Annotated in this window: 21 protein-coding genes; 16 read left to right on the top strand and 5 right to left on the bottom strand. The window is 47.1% G+C overall.

From position 1 onward, the window contains the following. Positions 1-95: 95 nt before the first annotated feature. The 4 genes from prfB (at position 96) to BM082_RS08830 (ending at position 6119) form a co-directional block, all read left to right on the top strand. Positions 96-1194, top strand: a protein-coding gene (gene prfB / locus BM082_RS08845) for a peptide chain release factor 2 (protein WP_102259150.1) whose coding sequence is annotated in 2 segments (ribosomal slippage) — positions 96-170 and positions 172-1194 — 1098 coding nt in all. Because the reading frame shifts where the segments join, the coding sequence is not laid out codon by codon here. Positions 1195-1221: 27 nt separating this feature from the next. After that, the gene (lysS, locus tag BM082_RS08840; RefSeq protein WP_074926610.1) at positions 1222-2730 is read left to right on the top strand and encodes a lysine--tRNA ligase; all 1509 of its coding nucleotides are present in this window, start codon (positions 1222-1224) and stop codon (positions 2728-2730) included. Between the two features lie 227 nt (positions 2731-2957). Beyond that, entirely contained in the window at positions 2958-4382 is a 1425-nt protein-coding gene (locus tag BM082_RS08835) for an amidohydrolase (RefSeq protein WP_026024506.1), read from the top strand. 402 nt (positions 4383-4784) lie between these two features. After that, positions 4785-6119, top strand: a complete 1335-nt coding sequence (locus tag BM082_RS08830; RefSeq protein WP_017009124.1) for a sigma-54-dependent transcriptional regulator — start codon at positions 4785-4787, stop codon at positions 6117-6119. A 108-nt stretch (positions 6120-6227) separates the two neighbouring features. Here BM082_RS08830 and BM082_RS08825 read toward each other — a convergent pair whose 3' ends face one another. Then, positions 6228-6653 (bottom strand): PACE efflux transporter, encoded by a 426-nt coding sequence (locus tag BM082_RS08825; RefSeq protein WP_017017181.1) that lies wholly within the window; start codon positions 6651-6653, stop codon positions 6228-6230. 557 nt (positions 6654-7210) lie between these two features. Between BM082_RS08825 and BM082_RS08815 the strand changes: the two genes are divergently transcribed. Next, the gene (locus BM082_RS08815) at positions 7211-7462 is read left to right on the top strand and encodes a hypothetical protein (protein WP_017009121.1); all 252 of its coding nucleotides are present in this window, start codon (positions 7211-7213) and stop codon (positions 7460-7462) included. Positions 7463-7577: 115 nt separating this feature from the next. On the opposite strand, the gene BM082_RS08810 is transcribed toward BM082_RS08815, so the two are convergent. Next, the gene (locus tag BM082_RS08810; protein WP_017017180.1) at positions 7578-8612 is read right to left on the bottom strand and encodes an NADP(H)-dependent aldo-keto reductase; all 1035 of its coding nucleotides are present in this window, start codon (positions 8610-8612) and stop codon (positions 7578-7580) included. A 326-nt stretch (positions 8613-8938) separates the two neighbouring features. Between BM082_RS08810 and BM082_RS08805 the strand changes: the two genes are divergently transcribed. Further along, positions 8939-9238: a DUF6482 family protein gene (locus tag BM082_RS08805; protein WP_017009119.1), complete on the top strand. Its 300-nt coding sequence runs from the start codon at positions 8939-8941 to the stop codon at positions 9236-9238. Here the strand turns inward: BM082_RS08805 and mutH are convergent. Further along, the gene (gene mutH / locus BM082_RS08800; RefSeq protein WP_017009118.1) at positions 9235-9921 is read right to left on the bottom strand and encodes a DNA mismatch repair endonuclease MutH; all 687 of its coding nucleotides are present in this window, start codon (positions 9919-9921) and stop codon (positions 9235-9237) included. The genes BM082_RS08805 and mutH overlap by 4 nt on opposite strands. Before the next feature lie 620 nt (positions 9922-10541). On the opposite strand from mutH, the gene rppH reads away from it, so the two are divergent. The 5 genes from rppH to BM082_RS08775 all read left to right on the top strand — a co-directional run bounded on the left by rppH (position 10542) and on the right by BM082_RS08775 (position 15957). Beyond that, entirely contained in the window at positions 10542-11066 is a 525-nt protein-coding gene (gene rppH / locus BM082_RS08795) for an RNA pyrophosphohydrolase (protein ID WP_017009117.1), read from the top strand. A 66-nt stretch (positions 11067-11132) separates the two neighbouring features. Beyond that, on the top strand, positions 11133-13391 hold the full coding sequence (ptsP, locus tag BM082_RS08790) for a phosphoenolpyruvate--protein phosphotransferase (RefSeq protein WP_074926606.1): 2259 nt from the start codon (positions 11133-11135) through the stop codon (positions 13389-13391). A gap of 10 nt (positions 13392-13401) precedes the next feature. After that, complete coding sequence (locus BM082_RS08785) at positions 13402-14208, top strand: sulfite exporter TauE/SafE family protein (RefSeq protein ID WP_074926603.1); 807 nt, start codon at positions 13402-13404, stop codon at positions 14206-14208. Between the two features lie 13 nt (positions 14209-14221). Continuing rightward, a complete protein-coding gene (lgt, locus tag BM082_RS08780) occupies positions 14222-15019 on the top strand; it encodes a prolipoprotein diacylglyceryl transferase (protein WP_074926600.1) in 798 nt (265 codons plus the stop codon). Positions 15020-15117: 98 nt separating this feature from the next. Continuing rightward, positions 15118-15957: a thymidylate synthase gene (locus tag BM082_RS08775; RefSeq protein WP_074926597.1), complete on the top strand. Its 840-nt coding sequence runs from the start codon at positions 15118-15120 to the stop codon at positions 15955-15957. A gap of 290 nt (positions 15958-16247) precedes the next feature. Here the strand turns inward: BM082_RS08775 and BM082_RS08770 are convergent, their stop codons facing one another. Further along, positions 16248-17393, bottom strand: a complete 1146-nt coding sequence (locus tag BM082_RS08770) for a Na/Pi symporter (protein WP_017008762.1) — start codon at positions 17391-17393, stop codon at positions 16248-16250. A 422-nt stretch (positions 17394-17815) separates the two neighbouring features. Between BM082_RS08770 and nhaA the strand changes: the two genes are divergently transcribed. The 4 genes from nhaA to BM082_RS08750 all read left to right on the top strand — a co-directional run bounded on the left by nhaA (position 17816) and on the right by BM082_RS08750 (position 20613). Beyond that, on the top strand, positions 17816-19006 hold the full coding sequence (gene nhaA / locus BM082_RS08765) for a Na+/H+ antiporter NhaA (protein ID WP_017012539.1): 1191 nt from the start codon (positions 17816-17818) through the stop codon (positions 19004-19006). Then, positions 18978-19250: a hypothetical protein gene (locus BM082_RS08760; RefSeq protein WP_017012540.1), complete on the top strand. Its 273-nt coding sequence runs from the start codon at positions 18978-18980 to the stop codon at positions 19248-19250. The genes nhaA and BM082_RS08760 overlap by 29 nt, the downstream gene beginning before the upstream one ends. Positions 19251-19326: 76 nt before the next feature. Further along, complete coding sequence (nhaR, locus tag BM082_RS08755) at positions 19327-20214, top strand: transcriptional activator NhaR (protein ID WP_017008765.1); 888 nt, start codon at positions 19327-19329, stop codon at positions 20212-20214. A 105-nt stretch (positions 20215-20319) separates the two neighbouring features. Further along, positions 20320-20613, top strand: coding sequence for an ArsR/SmtB family transcription factor (locus tag BM082_RS08750; RefSeq protein ID WP_017008766.1), 294 nt, complete (start codon positions 20320-20322; stop codon positions 20611-20613). A gap of 246 nt (positions 20614-20859) precedes the next feature. Here the strand turns inward: BM082_RS08750 and rpsT are convergent, their stop codons facing one another. Beyond that, a complete protein-coding gene (rpsT, locus tag BM082_RS08745; RefSeq protein ID WP_017008767.1) occupies positions 20860-21120 on the bottom strand; it encodes a 30S ribosomal protein S20 in 261 nt (86 codons plus the stop codon). 294 nt (positions 21121-21414) lie between these two features. On the opposite strand from rpsT, the gene murJ reads away from it, so the two are divergent. Continuing rightward, a complete protein-coding gene (gene murJ, locus BM082_RS08740) occupies positions 21415-22974 on the top strand; it encodes a murein biosynthesis integral membrane protein MurJ (RefSeq protein ID WP_074926594.1) in 1560 nt (519 codons plus the stop codon). Positions 22975-23030 lie beyond the last annotated feature (56 nt).

The raw sequence follows: 23030 nt of genomic DNA, 5'->3' as shown, positions 1-23030 counted from the left end.
AAATTTCCTGTTTGATCCCCATCACACTCTGTTTATTCTGCCCGCAATTCGATAGAATTCGGCGGTTAAAACTCATTCTGAATTTAGAAGTGACCATGTTTGAAATCAATCCGATCAAAAACCGCCTAGCGGACATTGCCGAACGCGCAAATGTCCTTAGGGGGTATCTTTGACTATGACGCCAAGAAAGAGCGTCTAGAAGAAGTTAATGCTGAACTTGAACAACCTGATGTGTGGAACGAACCTGAGCGTGCACAAGCGCTAGGTCGCGAGCGTTCTGCGCTCGAAGCGGTGGTAGAAACCATCGACCAACTCGATCAGGGTGGTGTGTACATCAACGATTTGTTGGAATTGGCCGTTGAAGAAAGCGACCAAGATACGTTCGACGAAATCGATCCAGAGCTTTCTGAGCTGGAAGAAAAGCTGGTGAAGCTTGAATTCCGCCGCATGTTCTCTGGCGACCACGATGGTTCTGATTGCTATATCGACCTGCAAGCAGGCTCGGGCGGTACCGAAGCGCAAGATTGGACATCCATGATGCTGCGCATGTACTTGCGTTGGGCTGATGCGAAGGGCTTCAAAACAGAAGTCATTGAAGTGTCCGACGGTGATGTAGCCGGATTGAAATCCGCGACTGTCCGCATTAGCGGCGAATACGCTTACGGCTGGCTGCGTACTGAAACCGGTGTTCACCGTTTGGTGCGTAAATCTCCGTTCGATTCAGGCGGTCGTCGTCACACCTCGTTTGCTTCTGCATTTATTTATCCAGAAGTTGACGACAACATCGAAATCGATATCAACCCATCTGATTTGCGTATTGACGTTTACCGTGCTTCGGGCGCGGGTGGTCAGCACGTTAACACCACCGAATCGGCGGTACGTATTACTCACGTACCTACCAATACTGTGGTGCAGTGCCAGAACGACCGTAGTCAGCACAAAAATAAAGATCAGGCGATGAAGCAGCTTCGCGCAAAACTGTTTGAGCTAGAAATGCACAAGCAAAACGCCGAGAAGCAAGCCAACGAAGACTCGAAGTCTGACATCGGTTGGGGTAGCCAGATCCGCTCATACGTGTTGGATGATTCACGTATTAAAGATTTGCGTACTGGCGTTGAGAACCGCAATACCCAAGTGGTACTTGATGGTGATCTCGACAAGTTTATTGAAGCCAGCCTGAAATCTGGTTTGTAATTTTTTACGTTAATTCAAAGGTTCACTATGACTGACCAATTACTAGACGAAAACAAGCTGATTGCGGAGCGTCGTGCTAAACTGAACCACATTCGTCAAAACTGCAAAGCGAATGGCCACCCGAATGATTTTCGTCGTGAGCACACAGCGGCAGACCTTCAGGCTGAATTTGGCGAAAAGAGCAAGGAAGAGCTAGAAGCATTGGATCACAAAGTGACCGTTGCTGGCCGTATCATGGCAAAACGTGGTCCATTCCTTGCGCTACAAGACGTGAATGGTCGCATTCAGGCGTATGCAGCGAAAGACGTGCAAAACGTACTGAAAGAACAATACCAAGGTCTTGATATCGGTGACATCATCGGTGTGACTGGTGCGCTGCATAAATCAGGTAAAGGTGACCTTTACGTGAACATGGAAGAGTACCAACTGCTGACCAAGGCGTTGCGTCCACTTCCAGAAAAATTCCACGGTCTTACTGACCAAGAAACGCGTTACCGTCAGCGTTACGTTGACCTTATCGTGAACGAAGATTCACGTAACGCGTTTAAAGTACGTTCTAAGCTGATTTCTGCGATCCGCCGTTACATGGAGTCGAAAGACTTCATGGAAGTGGAAACGCCGATGATGCAAGTGATCCCTGGCGGTGCGTCAGCGCGTCCATTCATCACTCACCACAACGCACTTGATCAAGAAATGTACTTGCGTATCGCGCCTGAGCTATACCTGAAGCGTTTGGTTGTGGGTGGTTTTGAGCGTGTGTTCGAAATCAACCGTAACTTCCGTAACGAAGGGTTGTCTCCGCGTCATAACCCAGAATTCACCATGATTGAATTCTACATGGCGTACGCGGATTACAACGACCTGATCAACCTGACTGAAGACATGCTGCGTACTGTGGCTATTGAAGTGTTGGGTAACTCAGCAATGCCTTACGGCGAGCACACGGTTGAGTTTGGCGGCAAATACGCACGCATGACCATGCTAGAAGCCATCAAGCAATACAACCCTGACCACGCTGACATCCAAGCATTGGATGATGAAGGCGTTCAGAACCGTGATTTGATGGTATCTATCGCGAAATCTCTAGATATCTACGTTGAGAAATTCTGGACCTGTGGTCAGCTACTTGAAGAAATCTTCGGTGAAACCGCTGAACCTAAACTGATCCAACCAACGTTCATCACGGGCTACCCAGCAGACATTTCTCCGCTGGCGCGTCGTAGCGATAACAATCCGTTCTTTACTGATCGTTTTGAATTCTTTATCGGCGGCCGTGAAGTGGCGAATGGTTTCTCTGAGCTTAACGATGCAGAAGACCAAGACAACCGCTTCAAAGCGCAAGTTGATGCGAAAGAATCGGGTGATGACGAAGCGATGTTCTACGACGCTGACTACATCACTGCACTGGAACACGGCTTGCCGCCAACGGCGGGTCAAGGTATCGGTATCGACCGTCTGGCGATGCTGTTTACTAACACGCACACGATTCGTGACGTGATTTTGTTCCCTGCAATGCGCCCACAAAACAAAGGCTAATTGCTAGTGTTTATTCGCTCACAAGGCGCATAAACGCCCCTGTTTTGTACGTTGAAAAACACCGGATTTATCCGGTGTTTTTTTATGCCTGATAATGGGCAATCTATGGATATGCAACCGTTTGGCATAGTTCACACTTTTGCGAGCGATGTTGCGCTTTTTATTTCTCTTTGTAGCACGTCAGCCCATTATTCACGCGAATTCCCTTGCTGTGTGAAGATGAAGAAATGATGTTCAAGAAAACCCTACTTTCCGCCGGTGTTGCTATCGCAACCATGGTCTCCTCTGCGGTATTTTCGTCGGCTGCGTTTGCTGCTGAAAAAGTCGACCTGTTGATCAAAGATGCGACCGTTCTGACCATGAACTCGGAGAAATCTGTGTTGGAAAATGGCGTGGTGGCTGTGAAAGGCAACAAGATTGTGGCGGTGGGTAATGCTGACTTGGCTGATGACTATGTCGCCAAAACGGTGCTAGATGTGGATGGCGACATTGTGATGCCTGGTTTGATCAACACCCACACTCATGCCTCCATGACGGTATTTCGCTCATTAGCAGACGATGTGCCTGATCGCCTACATCGCTATATATTCCCGTTAGAAAAAGCCTTGGTGAGTCGCGACATGGTACGCATTGGCGCGCAATTGGGGAACGTTGAAATGCTGAAAGGCGGTGTGACGACATATGCGGATATGTACTACTTCGAAGATGAAGTGGCGAAAACCGTTGATGAAATCGGCATGCGTGCCATTTTGGGCGAAACCGTCATTAAGTATCCGGTGGCGGATGCGGCCAATGCGCAAGAAGGCATTCAGTATGCTGTGAACTTCATTAAACAATACAAGGACCACCCTCGCATCACGCCTGCATTTGCCCCTCACGCGCCGTACACGAACACCACGGAAGTGCTTCAGCAAATCACAGAGCTGTCGCTAGCGCTTGATGTGCCTGTGATGATTCACCTTGCCGAATCTGATCGCGAAAACGAAGTCATTGCTGAGCGCAGTGGGGGTAAAAGCCCAGTGCAGTACATGGCTGATATTGGTGCGCTCACGCCAAACCTTATCGGTGCTCACGTGATTAATGTGAACGACCATGATATTGCGCTACTTAAAAAGCACGATGTGGGTGTGGCACATAATATGAGTGCTAATATCAAATCGGCAAAAGGCGTTTCTCCGGCACTGAAGATGTTCGATGACGGTCTGCGTATTGGGTTGGGTACCGATGGCCCAATGTCTGGCAACACACTAAGCACGATTGATGAGTTCAATCAGGTCGCGAAAGTGCATAAGCTGGTGAATCAAGATCGCGCAGCGATGCCGCCAGTGAAGGTCATTGAAATGGCAACCATGGGTGCAGCGCGTGCGCTGCACATGGAAGATAAGATTGGTTCACTTGAAGTGGGTAAGCTTGCTGACATCATCGTAGTCGATACAAAAGCCCCGAATATGGTGCCAATGTACAATCCTTATTCCGCTTTGGTGTATTCCGCGTATGCGACGAATGTGAGACATGCCATCGTTGATGGCAATGTACTGATGCAAGACAGAGACATCTCGACGGTCGATGAACGCTCAATTCGTGATCAAGCGTTGCAGTTTGCAGACAAAGTACGAGAAAGTGTCATTGCAAGCGGCGAACAAGTCCAATAAATCCTACTCTTTAACAAAGACCGCGTCAGATCTATGACGCGGTTTTTATTTCTAATCCTCCTGATGCACTCAAGAATACGGGTCATAGTCTATGATCTAAGAAATTTTAGAGAGATGCTCATTTTTCTCTAAATTGAGACGTGTGCGTTTGTGAGTCGCGATGAATAGTCATCTTGGTGCAAGGTTTTTCATTTAAATCTATGTTTTTAAATGATTTATTTTGATTTTCACCAAGGTCGTCTGTCAGAAACCGCAACAGCAAAAGTGTCTATTTTGGGAAGTCTGGAGAATTGAGATCTACATTGTATCCACAATGAGACAAACCTCTTTGTCTTACAAAATATAATGATACTCACAACATTTTGAACACATGTCGTTAATGGATGACTAAAGGCAGGCGTTATGGGTATGCAATTCAGATCTGAGGCAGTTCCAAGTTCACTCGTCGTAGTGGGTGGAACATACGAACCATGGTTGGCAACATTAGAGCAAGCAGGGTGGCGTTGTCACCGTTGTTACGACCTCAGAGCAGCACAAGCACTTCTTCAGGACATTGGTCCTTGCATTGGGATCGTGGACATTAGCCACGATGATTTCAGCTTGAACGGTGTCGCTTCACTGGTTAACCGCAACAAACAAGTTCGCTGGTTGGCACTTATCCGTGAAGATCAACTCAACAACGATGCAATCTGTCAGTTCATTGTCAGCTTTTGTATCGACTACTTCACTTCCCCAATTCCAGATAGCCAGTTGATGAGCACCATTGGTCACCAATTGGGTATGTTGAAACTTGAGCGTCATGTTTGGCCTCAGCTTGGCGATCACAGCGACATGGGTTTGCTTGGCAAAACCTCTGTGATGAAAAAGCTGCGTGACCAAGTTCGTCGTGTGGCACCTACTGATGTGTCAGTGCTTATTCACGGTGAAAGTGGCACAGGTAAAGAGCTTGTAGGTATGGCGATTCACAACGCTTCTACACGTGCTAAAGGTCCCTTCGTTTCTGTGAAATGCAGTGCGTTACCTGAAAAACTGATTTCATCAGAACTGTTCGGTGATGGCACCACAGAAGGCAAAGTGCAGCAAGCACACCAAGGCACCTTGTTCTTGGATGAAATCGGCGATTTGCCGCTTAACCTCCAAGCGAACTTGCTTCACCTTCTTCAAGATGGAACCGTTGAATCTCATGATGACAAATACGCGAAAGAAATCGATGTTCGCGTGATTGCAGCAACGCACATGGATTTGGAGAAAGCTGTTGCTGAAGGTCTGTTCCGTGAAGATCTCTACTACCGTTTGAATGTTCTGCGTATTTCAGTGCCTTCATTGAAAGAGCGCGGTGCAGACATTCCTGAGTTGGCTGAGCACTTCCTGCTCAAGTTTGCACGTCAATACAACACGCAAGCGCGCACCTTCTCAGAAGAAGCAAACAAAATTTTGGTCAACTACAGCTGGCCAGGTAACGTTCGTGAATTGATCAACCAAGTGAAACGTGCAGTGCTCCTTGCTGATAACTTGGTGATTGAAGCCGAGCACTTGGATCTACCGCGTCAAGGCGATTACAAGCAGAGCCTACGTAAGATCCGTGAAGAATCAGAGCGTGATGCACTGCTAGCAGTACTTGAAAGCAACAACGGTCAAGTGTCTGCGGCAGCGAAAGAGCTGGGTGTTTCTCGAGCGACCATGTATCGCCTGTTGAACAAGCACAGCTTGATCCCTGCACCGCGCAGCTTTCGTTAATTAAGGCATATTAATAACGAAATCTGCTGCGTAATGCATCAGCGTGCTATTGGCCAAAAGCCAAAAGCCAAAAGCCAAAAACAAAAAACCGCCCGAGGGCGGTTTTTTTTATGCGTGTGCTTGAGGCGTTTTCACTGGAAACAGTTTGTCATACGCCAAGTTGTAGACATAGGCATAAACCAGATAGAAGAGCACAAGGCCAATATCCATCAGGAAGGCATTCCACAAGCTTAGGTTTAGCCACCAAGCGATCACCGGAATGGTTATCCAAAGCAAACCTAACTCAAAGAGCAGTGCATGCAAGATGCGGTGCTTCTGTTTCTTATTAGTTGTGCCTGTCCACTTCTGCATGGCTTTGTCGAACCATACGTTATAGATATAGTTCCAACCGGTTGCTAACAGTGAAAACGCAATACCGAGCACACCCGTGTGGGCAGCATCAAAGCCAAACTGTGTCATGATCCCTATGATCAAGATCAGTCCAATCAATTCGAAGGCTATGGCATGTCTAATACGATCTGCGGCGGTTCTCATTATTCTCTCTCCTGTTGATGGGGAGAATGATATCCATAAATTAGATTGGTTGTAGTTACTTACTATCCGATATGGAGATAGATGGTTAAGCAGGAAAGCGGAAAGGGTTTCAATGTATGTCTTTATGGTCATTTTGCATTGAATCTGTGAGGGAGATAACAAACAGAGATATGTACCAATTTATAGGCAAATGACCGACAGTGGCGTGGTTATGTTTTGTACCGCTATAAAACAGAAGAGGATGCGGCTAAATTCATTGTTATAAGAAATAACCCGTTGATATATTGATCTATATCATTAGTATTAACAATGAATTTACAAACGCGATTTTACTGAAATGAAAGGGTTAAGGAGGCAAGCGATGACTTTAAATACGTTTACATCTGTCATGAATTGTTCTGTCTCTTCGCATGCGGGCATGCGAAAACCTGTACAGTAATTTCCGCACCGTAAAATCGGGCCGCGGGAATGATTGCGGCTTTGAAGATACGATATTTTTCACTTTTTCCTGCCGTAACATTCTCTAAGGCCTCCTTAAACCTTAATAGGAGACCATCATGAATCAATCTGTATACCTTCGTTTAGCCACTTTGTTCGTTCAACTTGATATCAAGCGTGAAGAAAAAGCGTGGCGAAAAGCCCATCGACGCATCCGATATATTGGCGAACCTTTGTCTGAGCACATGTTAAAAGATATTGGCTTTGAAAAAGACGGCCTGTCCATTGGACACACTGTTGCACCTCAATATAAGGCACTTCGTGAAGTGGCGCGTATCCGTCGTCGGTTGAGGGTGAACTTAACAACGTAACGATGCGGGAACCTTTAGTGTAAAGGTTCCCGCATTTCTCGTTTTGAGATTCAAAAAACCAAAGAAAAGCGCCAGTGGGCGCTTTTTTGTGTTGAGGTGTGACGTAAGCGAGTGGCTATGGACAGGGGTTCGAATACGTCGCCCCAATCTCTTCAATGCGAGTAAGCAGCGCTTCGGGTAGTTGCACATCTATCGATTCAATGTTGGTTTTTAATTGCTCAAGCGTGGTGGCACCGATGATGTTACTGCCAACAAACGATCTGCCATTCACGAATGCCAGCGCCATTTGAACCGGATCCAACGAGTATTCATGGGCCAAATCCACGTAAGCACGTGTTGCTGTTTGACCTTGTTCGGTGAAGTAACGGCTGAAGCGGCTCCAACGCGTGCAGCGAGCGCCATCTGGGCGAGCACCATCGAGGTATTTGCCCGTTAATGCACCAAAGGCAAGGGGCGAATACGCCAGGAGTTCGACACCTTCGTGGTGGCTGATTTCCGATAAACCGACTTCGAAACTGCGGTTTAACAGGTTATAAGGATTTTGAATGGAGACGATGCGGCTCAAGTTGTGCTTTTCTGCCAGCTTTAAGTAATTCATCACACCCCAAGGGGTTTCATTGGACACGCCGATGTATCGAATCTTTCCTTCGCGCACGAGTTCAGTCAGGGCATCCAACGTTTCTAAGATGCTAACCCCTGAATTTTCGTCTTCATGCTGGTAGTTGAGCTGACCAAAGCTGTTCACATGGCGTTGTGGCCAATGCACTTGGTACAAATCGATATAGTCGGTCTGTAATCGGGCAAGGCTGTCTTCAACGGCTTGGCGAATGTTACGACGATCCAATGACATGTTTTCGCGAATGTAGGGAACACCGCGTGGTCCGGCAACCTTGGTGGCAATAATGCGTTTGTCACGCTGGCCTGATTTTTTTAACCAAGTGCCGATATAGGATTCGGTTAATCCCTGGGTTTCAGGGGTTGGCGGCACGGCATACATTTCAGCGGTATCAATAAAATTCACGCCAAGATCGGTGGCGAGGGCGAGCTGTTCGTGCGCTTCAGCTTCCGTGTTTTGTTGACCATATGTCATGGTGCCTAAACAGATCTTGCTGACGTCTAAGCTGGTATGAGGAAGGGTATGGTATTGCATCCGATCTCCTTGGATTGCGAGCGTAGTCAGTGAAAAACAATGCGTTACAGACAGGACATGCCCAATGGCGATATCGGGCGAAGAAATACGACAAACACTTCCATCTTAGGAGATTTTGTTGGAGGTACAAACCCCTTTATGACTGTTGAACGCGAGGCAGCCTTGGACGCCGCTATTTTTGCAGGATCGAAGCGGATCTCTCCTCACCTTTAGTGTGTTTAATTCTTGAAACTGGTGTGAATTAACGTCTGTTTTCACTATGGGAAGTGTTTGTTTTTCGATGAAATGCACTATAGTTAACATATGGTTAACAATGTGGTAACGATATGAAATTAAAGCAATTGAAGAACTGGATTCTTTCTCACCCAGATAATGTACCTCATTGTTACGTTGTGGCGCACGCGGGTGGCGCTAAGTACATTGTGGAAGTGGAAGTGAGGCATCAGCTTGAACCCCTTAAAGATGACAAACATGATGAAGTGATGCACTTCGATAGCATTGAGCAGGTGAGTGATAAGCTGCGAAAAATAGGGGTAAAGAAAGTGACGCTAAGGCTGCTTGATCCCTACGACGAGTTTGGGCCTGCTGACACCTCCTGCAAAGAAGACATGGAAATTACGCTTTAAAAGGTGTCTTCCGCTGGCAGCATGAAGTGTGCTGCCAGTATCCTGCTTGTAAACGGCTTCTTGAGATAAAACCCCCTCGGCAGTGTCTTTATCGGTTGTCCGTTTGCGCCGTATGCTTCGGTTACGGCTTTGCTGTTGGCCGCCTTAGGGCGCAATTGAAGATACTCTCCATGCTTGGCGGTAATTTGGTGTACCTTCCCAAGGACAATAAATTCCATCAACTCTTCCCAATCCGCTTTTAGCTGGGCTTCTTCTTCATCTGATGGTTGCCAAATGAGTGGCATGCCAACATGCCGTTCGCACACTGGGATTTCACGCTCGCCTTCTACTGGGATCCACAGTACTTTCGACAGTTTATTGCGGATATGGCTGTTTTCCCATGTTAGGCCATGCACATTGGTGAGCGGTGCGACACAAACAAAAGTGGTTTCAAGTGGCTTTCCGGTGTGGCTGATGGGGATCGATTTGAGCTCTATGCCCAAGTCTTGAAAATCTTGTTCTGGTTTGCTTCCTGCGGTTGCGCCTAAACAAGTTTCAAGCAGCATACCCACCCAACCTTTTTCCCGGCGAAGATCGGCAGGGCAGACCAAACCATACTGCTCTGCCAATTCACCAAGCGTAAACCCAGCCAAGGCTGTCGCTCGCTCAAGCAATTCGTTTTCAGAAGTAGGTGCAGGGATCATGGTCTATTCCGTTCAAGATTCTTCGCTGAGCACGCTACCAGCCTCGTTGAGAAAAAACCAGTGTCGAGAAGATGATCATATGGGATTACCCATTAAATGCAGTTATCCACAGCGGAAAGTGACGATTTAGTGTCCAACGATAATGTGTATGTTTACACAGTGTTTTTTTAGGTTTAATTTGAAGGTTTTGCAGGTTTAAGGCGATAAATTGCGCAAGTGGTGTGGGTAACTCTCGCTTTGGTGGATCTTTAACCAGTTTAAGATCTTACCGTTTTTATCCGATACGATCTTCTTTCTACTCCCTAGTGGTTTGTTTTTATCTTGTTGTAATCATTGATTTTATGGTTTTTTTTTCTAGGTATGTAAAACGCAGTTAGCATGGTGAATAAAAATAAAAACAGATGTTTAAGTCCTTTCTACACAAATCTATCCACAGAAAGCGTGAATAAATGTGCGCTTGGTCTCACCGAGCTGTTTATAACTCTAGGTTTAATGTCTTTTCAGCACAGAAGACGGTTGAAGCCCCCAAAAAATGCGTTTCATACGCAATGTTTGTTTACCACTGTGCACATAGTATGAAAAAATCACTGTTAATAGAGATTTATATTTGAGGTCGTCCAGTGATAGATGGCGATGGCTACCGTCCCAATGTAGGGATTGTTATATGTAATAGCCACGGTCAGGTTCTCTGGGCTCGTCGATACGGACAACACTCTTGGCAGTTTCCACAAGGTGGCATTGATGAAGGCGAAACCCCTGAACAAGCCATGTTTCGAGAGTTATACGAAGAAGTCGGATTAACTAAAAAGGATGTCCGAATTCTGGCAACAAGCCGACATTGGCTACGCTATAAGTTGCCTAAACGTTTAGTTCGTTGGGATTCAAAGCCTGTGTGTATCGGACAAAAACAGAAATGGTTTTTGCTGAAACTGGAATGTGACGAGTCTAAGGTGAACATGCAACGCGGGGGTACGCCAGAATTCGACGGTTGGCGTTGGGTGACTTATTGGTACCCCGTGAGGCAAGTGGTGTCATTCAAGCGCGACGTGTATCGCCGTGCAATGAAGGAATTTGCCGCCATTGCGATGCCTTTTCGTGAGCGAAAAGTGAAGCGCAAAGGAAAGCGAGGTTCTCCAAAAAACTAGAACAGTAAATTGCGTGTTCGGTAAAGGCTAGGTCTACGAAAGCAAAGGAAAAGAAAGAGGGTGCTGATGCTAACGAAACTGCGAGACATCGTGCACAACGTTGCGTCATCAAGCGACGTGAAGCAAGCCCTCAATACTTTGGTGGGAGAGACCTGCACTGCAATGGAAACAGAGTGTTGCTCTGTTTACATTGCGGACCATGAACGACACGTTTACGAGCTGATGGCGACGAAGGGACTGAACTCCCGTGCTCGCCGTGTTTCTCTCTCTTTCGAAGAAGGTTTGGTCGGGCTAGTTGGTCGTCGTGCTGAACCCATCAATCTTGCTAATGCCGCAACCCATGCGGACTTCAAACACTTTCCTGATATCGGCGAAGATCATTTCAACTCCTTCTTAGGTACGCCCATTATTTATCGTCGACAAGTGCTCGGTGTGCTGGTGGTTCAGCAACGCGCACCTCGTCAGTTTGATGAAAGTGAAGAATCATTTCTTATTACACTCGCCGCGCAACTGGCTGTCGTTTTTGCACACTCTAAAGCACAAGGTGTGTGGCCAAGTGACGGCAGTGGGTCCATGTTATTACAGGGGGCTGCAGCGTCGCCGGGTGTTGCTATCGCCGAAGCGTGGTGTGATGTCTCTCAGCCGCGCTTAGATCTTGTTCTTCCCGCTTCTTGTCTTGATATTCAACAAGAGCGCGATCGTTTCGACGGTGCTGTCAGTGCCGCCATTATTGAGTTTGGACGTCTTCGCAAACGTTTTGACAGCGAACTCAATCAAGACACCTTGGCGATCTTCGATCTCTTTATCCACTTGCTGAATGATCCTGTGCTTAGAAAAGCCATGAAGGAACGCATTCACAGTGGTGATATGGCTGAGTGGGCAGTGAAGCAAACCATTGATGAGTTTGCTGAACGTTTCAATAACATGTCTGATCCGTACCTTCGTGAACGCGCGAACGATGTGAAGGAGTTAGGTCAACGCCTGCTGTATTTCCTCGAAAACCAAGAAACCAAGCATTGGCAGTTTGAGAAACCCATCGTATTGTTCGCCCGTGAATTGACGGCAGGTATGTTGGCATCCATTCCTCGCGATCAGCTCGCCGGTGTTGTCGCCGAAGAGGGGGCGGTCAATGCCCATGCTGCGATTTTAGCGCGTGCGCTAGGCATTCCCGCGGTGATGGGGGTGGAGTTTCGCCCTGAGCTCGTTCACCGTAAGAAAGTGGTGCTGGACGGTTTTAAAGGACGTTTGTTGGTTGAGCCTGCGCCACAGGTACTTAAAGAATATAAACGTCTGCGAGACGAAGAGATTGAGCTTCAAAAAGAAGTTGATAATGCCTTCACCAAGCAAACCAAAACCGCAGACGGCGTTCGTGTTCAAATACACCTCAATGCGGGGTTGAGTGCAGATACCAGTATTGCCATTAACCGCGGGGTTGATGGCGTGGGTCTTTACCGTACTGAAGTGCCGTTTTTGATGCAGCGTAGCTTTCCATCCGAAGATGATCAGGTCAATCAGTACCGATCCATTTTGGATTGTTACCCGGGGCAACCTGTGGTCATGCGTACGCTCGACATTGGCGGTGATAAGCCGCTCCCGTATTTGAAAATTGAAGAAGATAACCCGTTTTTGGGGTGGCGAGGCATTCGTTTTACGCTGGATCATCCTGATATCTTCTTGATTCAAGTTCGCGCCATGCTTCGCGCAAGCATTGGCCGAGAGAACCTTGCCATTCTGCTGCCGATGATCTCCGGATTGTCTGAGTTGCTGGAAGCCAAAACGTTGATTGAACGTGCGTTTGCTGAAGTGACAGAGCTTGCGGAAGCCGAAGGGGAAGTGCTGCATCGTCCACGTTTGGGGATCATGGTGGAAGTGCCGTCAGTGCTGTATCAATTTGATGCCGTCGCACCCCATATCGATTTTCTTTCCGTTGGTACGAATGACTTAACCCAATACCTGCTGGCAGTGGATAGAAATAACGCCCGAGTCGCAGATGTCTATGATACATTTCACCCATCGGTGATTGCGGTGCTTGTTCAAATACTTGCGCAAGCCCAACGGTTAAAGTTACCTGTCAGTGTTTGTGGGGAATTTGCTGGTGATCCTATAGGTGCAACCTTACTTGTTGGCATGGGTTACCGCCAATTGAGTATGAACACGCGCAGTGTTGCAAAAATTAAATACGTACTTCGTCATATCCCCTCTGACGCGTTGCAAAACCACGTCAACGCGATGCTCGGTCTTTCTCTGGCGAGCGATATTCGCTCGGCGTCAGAAGACTTTCTGGAGCAGTACAACTTGGGTGGCCTCATTCGGGTCGGTAAATAGGAATACATTCATGTTAGATGCCACCTTGTGGCTGTTCGCTGTGTGCCTCATGTTAGGCTGCTGCGTGGGGTTGTTGGCTGGCCTGTTGGGTATTGGCGGCGGCTTGTTGATCGTTCCTGCTTTGTCGGTGCTGTTACCATGGGCCGATATTTCTCCCTCTTTGATCATGCCAATGGCGCTCGCGACATCTTTAGCCAGTATTGTTGTGACTTCTTCTTCTTCCGCGTTCTCTCATTATCGTCTTGGCAATGTTCAACCCTCAGTGATCAAAACGCTGCTACCGGGCATTCTGGTCGGTGGATTAATGGGGAGTGGCATTGCAGATATACTGCCAACAGAGTATTTGCCGAGAATCTTCGGCGTGATTGTGCTGTTGCTCGCGCTACAAATGGTGCTTTCGCTACGTGTAAGGGCGGAAAAGCCATTGCCTTCTGTGGGCAAAAACGTGCTGAGTGGCGGTCTTATAGGTGTGACATCAAGCCTTGCAGGGATTGGTGGGGGCTCGCTTACCGTGCCTTATTTGAATTATCATGGTGTTGAAATGCGCAAAGCCATCGGCACGGCATCTTTGTGCGGTGTGTTTCTGGCGTTATCTGGGATGACGGGGTTTATCTTTTTTGGACTCTCACAACCGGAATCTTTGCCAGAATACAGTGTCGGATATGTTTACTTACCCGCGTTGATTGGTATCGTAAGCACCTCTGTGTTCACCACTCGTTATGGTGCCAAGTTAGCATCGCGGTTACCTACACCAATGATAAAACGCGTGTTTGCAGTATTTTTGCTCCTTGTTGGGGCGAGTATGTTTTTAAGCTAAGGAAGACAAGCTAATGTCACTGACATTTCCCCAAATAGATCCTATTTTGATTGAAATCGGCCCTGTTGCCGTGCGCTGGTATGGTTTGATGTACCTCGCGGGCTTTGCGTTTGCATTGTGGCTAGCAAACCGTCGCGCCGATAAGCCGGGAAGTGGTTGGACGCGCGATGAAGTGAGTGATTTACTTTTCGCAGGCTTCCTTGGTGTGATATTGGGCGGCCGTATTGGCTACGTCTTGTTCTACCAATTTGATACCTTCCTCGCTGATCCTCTGTTCCTGTTTAAAGTATGGACGGGTGGCATGTCTTTCCACGGCGGCCTATTAGGGGTGATCTCCGCGATGGCGTGGTATGCGTTCCGCACCAAGCGCACTTTCTTTGCGGTTTCCGATTTTATCGCGCCACTTGTGCCGTTTGGCCTTGGCGCGGGTCGCCTTGGTAATTTCATGAATGGCGAGCTGTGGGGACGTTCAACGGATGTTGCATGGGGCATGGTATTCCCAACCGGTGGTCCACTGGCTCGACATCCTTCCCAGCTTTATGAATTTGCCCTTGAAGGCGTTGTGCTCTTCTTTATTCTTAACTGGTTCATCAAGAAACCACGTCCAGCCGGTGCGGTATCTGGATTGTTCCTAATGGGTTACGGTACATTCCGTTTCATCGTGGAATTCTATCGCGAGCCTGATGCGCACTTAGGGCTGTTCGGTGAATGGATCAGCATGGGACAGATTTTGTCATCACCAATGATCATTCTTGGTGCCCTAATGATACTGTGGGCGTACCGTCGCCAGAGCGTATCTCAGTCCGCATAATGTCAAAATTTAAGCCGCAGCCCTGTCTGCGGTTTTCTTTATTTTATAAATCATAATTGTCACGCCGGAAGGCGTGCGGGGTAACGAAAGGAAATTCCATGAAGCAATATCTTGATTTAATGCAGGATATCATCGAAAACGGGAGTGATAGAGGCGATCGCACGGGTGTGGGAACGCGTTCTGTATTTGGTCGTCAATTACGTTTTGACCTTAGCGAAGGCTTTCCGCTTCTGACAACCAAGAAGCTGTATACCCGCGCCATCATTCACGAACTGCTTTGGTTTTTGAATGGCGAAACCAATATCAAATACCTGCAAGACAACAAGGTATCGATTTGGGATGAGTGGGCAACAGAAGCTGGCGATCTCGGCCCTGTTTACGGTGCACAATGGCGTTCATGGGCATGTCCAGACGGTTCAACGGTTGATCAAATTGCCGATCTGATCGAGCAGATTAAAACCAAACCGAACTCTCGCCGACACATCATTACTGCATGGAACCCGTCTGACTTGCCAGATGAGAGCATTGCACCGCAAGCGAACGTAGAGCAAGGCCGCATGGCATTGGCACCTTGCCACTGTTTGTTCCAGTTCTATGTTGCCGACGGCAAACTCTCTTGCCAGCTTTACCAGCGCAGTGCGGATTACTTCCTTGGTGTACCGTTCAACATTGCAAGCTACGCGCTGCTCACGCACATGATCGCGCAGCAGTGTGATTTGGACGTGGGCGACTTCGTACACACCTTTGGTGATGTTCACCTTTATGGCAACCATCTGACAGATGATATCGTCTATGAGCAGCTTAAGCGCACGCCAGGGACGATTCCGACATTGACCATCAAACGTAAGCCAGACTCTATCTTCGATTACAAACTGGAAGATTTTGAAATTGAAGGTTACGAAGCACAAGCCGCTATCAGAGCGCCTATTGCGATTTAATTGTTGAGTGCGATGCCAATGAGATAGAAGCCGGGGATTCCCCGGTTTTTTTATGGACAAAGATAATCAAGGCGAGTTAGGAAAGCGTGTTCATATTGCAGCACAAAGCGAACGCTGAATGTGATGAAAGCAGGGTTTGTTTGGTGAGATGCTTGGAGGCTAGAGGCTAGAGGCTAGAGAGTAGAGAGTAGAAGCTAGAGGCTAGAGAGTAGATAACGCAACGAGAAAGCGTTCCGCTAGAAACAAAAACGCCCGCTAAATGCGGGCGTTTTTCATATCTGTCTGAGTGCTTATTGTGTTGCTAGCATCACAGCAGATGGGATTGCTACGAAGACGAGACCAAGGTATGCAACCACAGCCAACTTGCTCTTCGCTGCCGCTTCACCCAGCATCTCAGCACACTTCAATGGGATTTCGCGTAGGAACGGCGTACCAAAGATGAGCAGTGTCGCGAGAATGTTGAACGTTAGGTGAACCAATGCAATTTGCAGAGCAAATACTGCGTTTGGACCCGTTACCGCTGTCGCTGCAAGCAGAGCAGTGATACAGGTACCGATGTTTGCGCCAAGTGTGAATGGGTAAACATCGCGTACTTTTAATACGTTTGTACCTACCAATGGAACCATCAGGCTTGTCGTCGTAGAAGAAGACTGAACCAGAATCGTTACCAAAGTACCTGATGCGATACCGTGGATTGGACCACGACCGATGGCATTGTGAAGAAGTTCTTTTGCACGACCAACCATCAGTTTACGCATCAGTTTGCCCATCATAGTGATAGAAGCAAAAATCAGTGCGATACCCAGTACGATCAGTGCGACGCCGCCCCAGTCACCAGGTAGCACTGATAGTGCGCTCTTGGTGCTGTTAACAAGAGGCTTAGTCAGTGGACCCATGAAGTCCAAGCCTTTCATGCTTAAGCTGCCATCAAACATCAATGGAGCAACCAACCAGCTAGAGATTTTATCAAGAAGACCAAACATCATTTCCAAAGGAAGGAAGATTGAAACAGCCATCAAGTTAAAGAAGTCATGAACGGTTGCACAGGTAAATGCACGACGGAATTCGTCTTTGCAACGTGCGTGTCCTAGGCTTACCAAAGTGTTGGTAACTGTGGTGCCGATGTTAGCACCCATAACCATAGGAATGGCGGTCTCTACAGGTAAGCCACCAGCTACCAGACCAACGATAATTGACGTTACTGTGCTTGACGATTGAATCAGTGCAGTCGCAACGATACCAATCATCAAACCAGCAACAGGGTGAGACGCGAATGCGAATAAGGTCTTAGCCTCGTCGCCTGCAGCCCACTTGAAACCACTACCAACCATGGACACTGCCAAAAGCAGAATATAAAGCATTAGTGCCAGGTTAGCCCAACGTACCCAATTCTTAGAGCTGTTAATCGGTGCAGCAGTAGAAGCTTGGGAGGTCATAAAGAAATCTCCGTGACAGTTGTATGTCAGATTTATGTCAATGAAAGAATCTGAGGGCGATAGTAGGCATGAAATATTTCACTAATATTACAGTTTTATGGCTTACCCATAATCAATCATTTCCATAGGGGGCTAAGTAGTAGTTAAATGGTTGTTTATATAATTAAAAACAATAGTTTAGGTGTTAAGTTGGCAGGGGTGTTTGATCGGTCGTTTTTCATACATTCGCGCTAAATTAGGCTCACATCACAACAAAAAAAACAGCATTTATGACAATAGGGAAATTCATATTGCGAAAAAATCATCAATAATTATTGAATCATTCGGGAATTCCGAGGTTTAATCTCCGAAGAACCGATTTTTCATACTTGCTGGTCGACGCCTAGACTAGTATCGAATAACTATTTTATGGAGTGCTTTTAATGACTGATGCCATTCGTCAGTTTATGAAGATGGAATCAGCCGGTGGTTTAGTGCTGATCGTTGCTGCTATTTTAGCAATTATCATCGCAAACTCACCGCTGCAACCTGTTTACGAAAGTGTGCTTTACAGCTACGTCGCAGGTCTATCTATCGAGCATTGGGTGAATGATGGCTTGATGGCTGTCTTCTTCCTCTTAATTGGACTGGAAGTCAAACGAGAACTGATCGAAGGCGCACTCAACACTAAAGAGAAAGCGATCTTCCCTGCCATTGCCGCCGTTGGTGGTATGGTAGCGCCAGCTCTGGTTTATCTAGCATTCAATGCTAATGACCCTGTTACTGCAAGTGGTTGGGCGATTCCAGCGGCAACCGACATTGCTTTTGCACTGGGTGTGATGGCGCTGTTGGGTAAACGCGTCCCTCTTTCGTTGAAAGTGTTCCTGCTGGCTTTAGCCATCATCGATGACTTAGGTGTCATTGTGATCATTGCGCTGTTCTATAGCAGTGACCTTTCTGTTACCGCCTTGACTGTTGCCTTCCTCTCTACCATTGCACTGTTCTTAATGAACAGTAGAAACGTGACAGGGGTTAAATGGTACATGCTGGTAGGCGCGATCTTGTGGTTCAGCGTGTTGAAATCCGGCGTGCATGCAACGCTTGCGGGTGTCGTGCTTGGCTTTGCGATCCCACTTGAAGGGGGCAAAGATGGCAAATCACCGCTTAAGACGCTTGAACATGCCATTCACCCATATGCCGCATTCTTTATCCTGCCGCTGTTTGCGTTTGCAAATGCAGGCGTGTCTCTTGAAGGTGTCTCTTTTGACAGCCTAACGAACACATTGCCTTTGGGTATTGCGCTTGGTCTCCTTGTGGGTAAACCACTGGGTATTTTCACCTTTAGTTGGTTATCGGTGAAAATGGGGGTTGCAACTCTTCCTGAAAGTGTCAACTTCAAACAGATCTTTGCTGTGTCCCTGCTGTGCGGGATTGGCTTTACGATGTCGATTTTTATCTCGTCGTTGGCGTTTGTTGGTGTAGATCAAAGCTACATTACGTTCTCTCGACTGGGTATTTTGATTGGTTCAACGCTATCGGCCCTAGCAGGTTATGCCTTACTGAATGCTGTATTGCCGAAATCGAGTCAGGTGGAGGAAGAAAGCGATGAAAAGAAAGTGGGTATTGATTATTAGTGGTGCGTTACTTGCCACACCAGCGTTAGCGTCGGAAGACTATTCGCATTGCTTTGACGATAACACGACCGATGTTTGCCAAGCGTTTATCGCTGGCACGGAAAGTGGTTACTCGGAAAGTATTGATACAGAGAAGGCGGTATTTGTTGAGAGTAGCGCTGACAAAGACAGCTGGTTTAGCCGAGCGCTAGAACAAAGAGCCGGAGGGCGTAACCGTGCGCCTACGTCTCTTGAGAAAGGCTAAATTTCCCACCCATTAAATTTAAAGACGTCAGAATCCCATTTTGGGGCAACTCTGGCGTCTTTTTCGTTGAAATCATATGTCACATTTAAACTATAACCATTTGTACTATTTTTGGATGGTCTGCAAGCAAGGCTCGGTGACCAAAGCGGCTGAAGCCTTGTTTCTTACGCCTCAAACTGTGACAGGCCAAATTCGTGCGCTGGAAGAACGTCTGAAAGGGCGACTCACTAAACGTGTTGGACGAAATATTGAGCCTACTGAACTTGGGCAGTTGGTTTATAAGTACGCGGATAAAATGTTCGGTCTTAGCTACGAAATGCTGGATATCGTGAACTACAGCCAACAAGAGAACGTGTTGTTCGATGTAGGTGTCGCTGACGCATTATCGAAGAGTCTCGTCAGTAGGGTGCTTCTGAAGGCCGTTCCTGAGGACAACAGCATACACTTACGCTGTTTTGAATCGACTCATGAACTTTTGCTTGAACAGCTTAGCCAGCACAAGCTCGATATGATTTTGTCTGACTGCCCTGTTGATTCCACCCAGAGCCCCGGCTTGTTTAGCGTGAAGTTGGGGGAAAGTGTCATGAGCTTCTTCTGTTCTGACTCGTTGATTGACGCATCATTTCCTGCTGTGATCGAAGAGTACAAACTCTTGATTCCTGGCACGAGAACGGCAATGGGACGCAAACTGATGCACTGGTTTGATAGCCAAGGTATCACGCCGAATATTTTGGGTGAATTCGATGATGCGGCGCTGATGAAGGCTTTTGGGTCGAACCATCGCGCCATGTTTGTCGCGCCGACTTTTTACTCAGAAGACGTGCTGGAACTACCAAATGTGCAAGAAGTTGCAAAAGTGAAAGAGTTGAAAGAAGAGTATTACGTTATTTTTGCAGAGCGCATGATTCAGCACCCTGCAGTAAAAAGAATATGTGAAGCAGATTTTAGCAAGTTGTTTCATTAGTTTTTAACGCCTTTCTTAAACGATAGGCATTGTTAACAAAATGATCAGTGTTAAACTAAAATGAAACCAAACAACCCGTTACATGGAAGACAGTAGGCAGTAAGTATGGATTTGAAACAGATGCAAGAACAAGGGCCAAAAGCGGTACAGTTGTTAAAAGCAATGGCCAATGAGCGTCGACTTTTCATTCTATGCTATTTGCTGGAAGGTGAGTTGTCAGTGGGCATGCTCAGTGACAAATTACAACTCAGTCAATCAGCGTTATCACAACACCTTGCTTGGCTTCGTCGTGATGGGCTTGTGGCCACACGCAAAGAAGCGCAAACGGTGTACTATTCGCTGAAAAGTGTTGAAGTTCAAACGATTATGTCGACACTTCATCAGCTATATTGTAAATAACCACCGTCGAGCAAAGCAAAGTATTCATACCTGATCAGTCATCTTGCCAACACAATACTCGGCCTTGTGAGGCCACGTTCTTAATGGGCGTTTTACTATGGGAATCATAGCCAAGAGGTGTTACTGAAGCTTTAAAGCGAATGAGTGATGAGGTGTGAAGATTCGTTTAGTTAGCACTCAAGTCTAAATATCACGTATAAAAAAACCGGCCATAAGCCGGTTTTTTTATTTCAAATTGAAGCGCTATTAAAGAGCTTTAATTTGAGCAACTAGGTTCGCTTTATGACGAGCAGCCTTGTTCTTGTGGATAAGGCCTTTTGTAGCCATACGATCCAAGATAGGTTGCATTTCGCCAAACGCTTTAGTAGCCGCTTCTTTATCACCAGCTACGATAGCTGCGATAGTTTTTTTCATGTAAGTGCGCATCATTGAGCGACGGCTTGCATTGTGCTGGCGGCGCTTCTCAGATTGGATTGCACGCTTCTTAGCAGATTTGATATTCGCCAAGGGTCTAACTCCCAAATCTTATATTCGGTGACAATTTAAGGCCGAGGAATATGCCCCGTTTTACCCGAGTTGTCAATTCATTTGTGCAATAATGCGCCGCATTACCATAGCAATGGCATGTGACGAACATCGCGGTTAATATGGCGGCAGATTCTACCAGCATTCTTAGTATGAAGTAAGCCTTTTATCTGCCTTTTCGCATTTGTTGTTCAGTCTAGAATTCAATTAAAACAGACGTGATAACATGAACAGACAGATGCATCTTACTTTATTTTTGGTTTTAAGGGGTTATAGGTGTCAAAGCGATTACTTCGCTCGGGAATGATTGTCAGTTTTATGACCATGGTGTCTCGCGTGATGGGGTTGGTGCGCGATGTGGTTATCGCAAACTTAATGGGGGCTGGTGCCGCCGCGGACGTTTTCTTTTTCGCGAATAAAATCCCTAATTTTTTACGTCGTCTGTTTGCAGAAGGTGCGTTTTCACAGGCGTTTGTGCCTGTTTTAGCCGAATACCAAGCCAGTGATGATAAAAATAAAACCCGTGAGCTGATTGCTTACGTATCAGGCACCTTGGGTGTATTAGTGACCATTGTCACCGTGGTGGGCGTGATTGCATCGCCTGTGATCACTGCACTATTTGGTGCGGGTTGGTTTTTGGATTGGGTCAACGATGGCCCTTCGGCGCACAAATTTGAATTAGCGTCTCTAATATTGAAGATCACCTTCCCTTATCTTTGGTTTATTTCCTTTGTGGCGTTGGCAGGATCCATCCTCAACACGCTAGGGCGATTCGCCGTTTCATCATTTACGCCTGTATTTCTCAATATTGCGATGATTTCGGCGGCCATTTGGATAGCGCCCAATTTAGAACAGCCTGAAATTGGATTGGGTATTGGTGTTTTCCTCGGCGGTTTGATCCAGTTTGCATTCCAGTTTCCGTTTCTTTACCGCGAAGGAATGCTGGTTAAACCGAAATGGGGATGGTCTCATCCCGGTGTTGTGAAAATTCGCACCTTGATGATTCCAGCACTGTTTGGTGTGTCTGTTAGTCAGATAAACTTACTGCTTGATACCTTTATCGCGAGTTTTCTTGCGACGGGCTCCATCAGTTGGTTGTATTACTCTGACCGCCTCTTAGAGTTTCCGTTGGGGTTGTTTGGTATTGCAATTGCCACCGTAATATTGCCGGCATTGTCGAAAAAGCATGTTGAGCAATCGTCCGGTCAGTTCGCCAGTACGATGGACTGGGGTATTCGCATGGTGCTATTGCTTGGCTTACCCGCCATGGTCGGCATGATGGTGTTGGCCAAACCTATGCTGATGGTGCTCTTCATGCGTGGCGAGTTTAGCCCGTCAGACGTGGATGCCGCGGCGCTGTCGTTAATGGCCTACGCATCGGGCTTGCTTAACTTCATGCTCATCAAAGTACTGGCACCTGGCTATTACGCTCGCCAAGACACGAAGACGCCTGTGCGCTATGGCATCATTGCTATGGTTAGCAATATGGTGTTTAACCTTATCTTCGCTTCATTTTATGGCTATGTCGGTCTTGCTATGGCAACGGCGTTGTCAGCATTGGTGAATGCGGGCTTACTTTACAGAGGCCTCCATAAGCAGGGTGTGTACCGCGTGAGTCGTGAAACACTGTTCTTCACGCTACGTCTCGTGATTGGAGCGGCATCGATGGGCAGTTTGGTGTTTTGGTTGATGCCAGAAAATACAGATTGGCTCGCGATGGGGCTCTGGGAACGTACCTACATTCTTTTTGGCTTAATCGCTTTGGGTGCAGTGACTTACCTAGTGTCTTTGGCCGTATCTGGTGTAAGGCCGCGTCAACTTCGAGCAGAAAGCTGATTGCTGCGCATAACTAGTATATAATCCGTCGGTTTTTTTAGGGGAAAGCAGTTTTA

Source organism: Enterovibrio norvegicus DSM 15893 (genome assembly GCF_900115495.1).
In the GTDB taxonomy this organism is placed as follows: Bacteria; Pseudomonadota; Gammaproteobacteria; order Enterobacterales; family Vibrionaceae; genus Enterovibrio; species Enterovibrio norvegicus.
This window is presented reverse-complemented; position numbering and strand designations above follow the sequence as displayed.

What these genes read in the sequence shown, in the direction of transcription:
- BM082_RS08835 (WP_026024506.1), top strand. Translation starts at nt 2,958, where the DNA reads ATGATGTTCAAGAAAACCCTACTTTCCGCCGGTGTTGCTATCGCAACC.
- BM082_RS08785 (WP_074926603.1), top strand. Translation starts at nt 13,402, where the DNA reads ATGTTAGATGCCACCTTGTGGCTGTTCGCTGTGTGCCTCATGTTAGGC.
- BM082_RS08760 (WP_017012540.1), top strand. Translation starts at nt 18,978, where the DNA reads ATGAAAAGAAAGTGGGTATTGATTATTAGTGGTGCGTTACTTGCCACA.
- mutH (WP_017009118.1), bottom strand. Translation starts at nt 9,921, where the DNA reads ATGATCCCTGCACCTACTTCTGAAAACGAATTGCTTGAGCGAGCGACA.
- BM082_RS08775 (WP_074926597.1), top strand. Translation starts at nt 15,118, where the DNA reads ATGAAGCAATATCTTGATTTAATGCAGGATATCATCGAAAACGGGAGT.
- BM082_RS08830 (WP_017009124.1), top strand. Translation starts at nt 4,785, where the DNA reads ATGGGTATGCAATTCAGATCTGAGGCAGTTCCAAGTTCACTCGTCGTA.
- ptsP (WP_074926606.1), top strand. Translation starts at nt 11,133, where the DNA reads ATGCTAACGAAACTGCGAGACATCGTGCACAACGTTGCGTCATCAAGC.
- BM082_RS08750 (WP_017008766.1), top strand. Translation starts at nt 20,320, where the DNA reads ATGGATTTGAAACAGATGCAAGAACAAGGGCCAAAAGCGGTACAGTTG.
- lysS (WP_074926610.1), top strand. Translation starts at nt 1,222, where the DNA reads ATGACTGACCAATTACTAGACGAAAACAAGCTGATTGCGGAGCGTCGT.
- BM082_RS08805 (WP_017009119.1), top strand. Translation starts at nt 8,939, where the DNA reads ATGAAATTAAAGCAATTGAAGAACTGGATTCTTTCTCACCCAGATAAT.
- BM082_RS08810 (WP_017017180.1), bottom strand. Translation starts at nt 8,612, where the DNA reads ATGCAATACCATACCCTTCCTCATACCAGCTTAGACGTCAGCAAGATC.
- BM082_RS08770 (WP_017008762.1), bottom strand. Translation starts at nt 17,393, where the DNA reads ATGACCTCCCAAGCTTCTACTGCTGCACCGATTAACAGCTCTAAGAAT.
- BM082_RS08825 (WP_017017181.1), bottom strand. Translation starts at nt 6,653, where the DNA reads ATGAGAACCGCCGCAGATCGTATTAGACATGCCATAGCCTTCGAATTG.
- nhaR (WP_017008765.1), top strand. Translation starts at nt 19,327, where the DNA reads ATGTCACATTTAAACTATAACCATTTGTACTATTTTTGGATGGTCTGC.
- lgt (WP_074926600.1), top strand. Translation starts at nt 14,222, where the DNA reads ATGTCACTGACATTTCCCCAAATAGATCCTATTTTGATTGAAATCGGC.
- BM082_RS08815 (WP_017009121.1), top strand. Translation starts at nt 7,211, where the DNA reads ATGAATCAATCTGTATACCTTCGTTTAGCCACTTTGTTCGTTCAACTT.
- nhaA (WP_017012539.1), top strand. Translation starts at nt 17,816, where the DNA reads ATGACTGATGCCATTCGTCAGTTTATGAAGATGGAATCAGCCGGTGGT.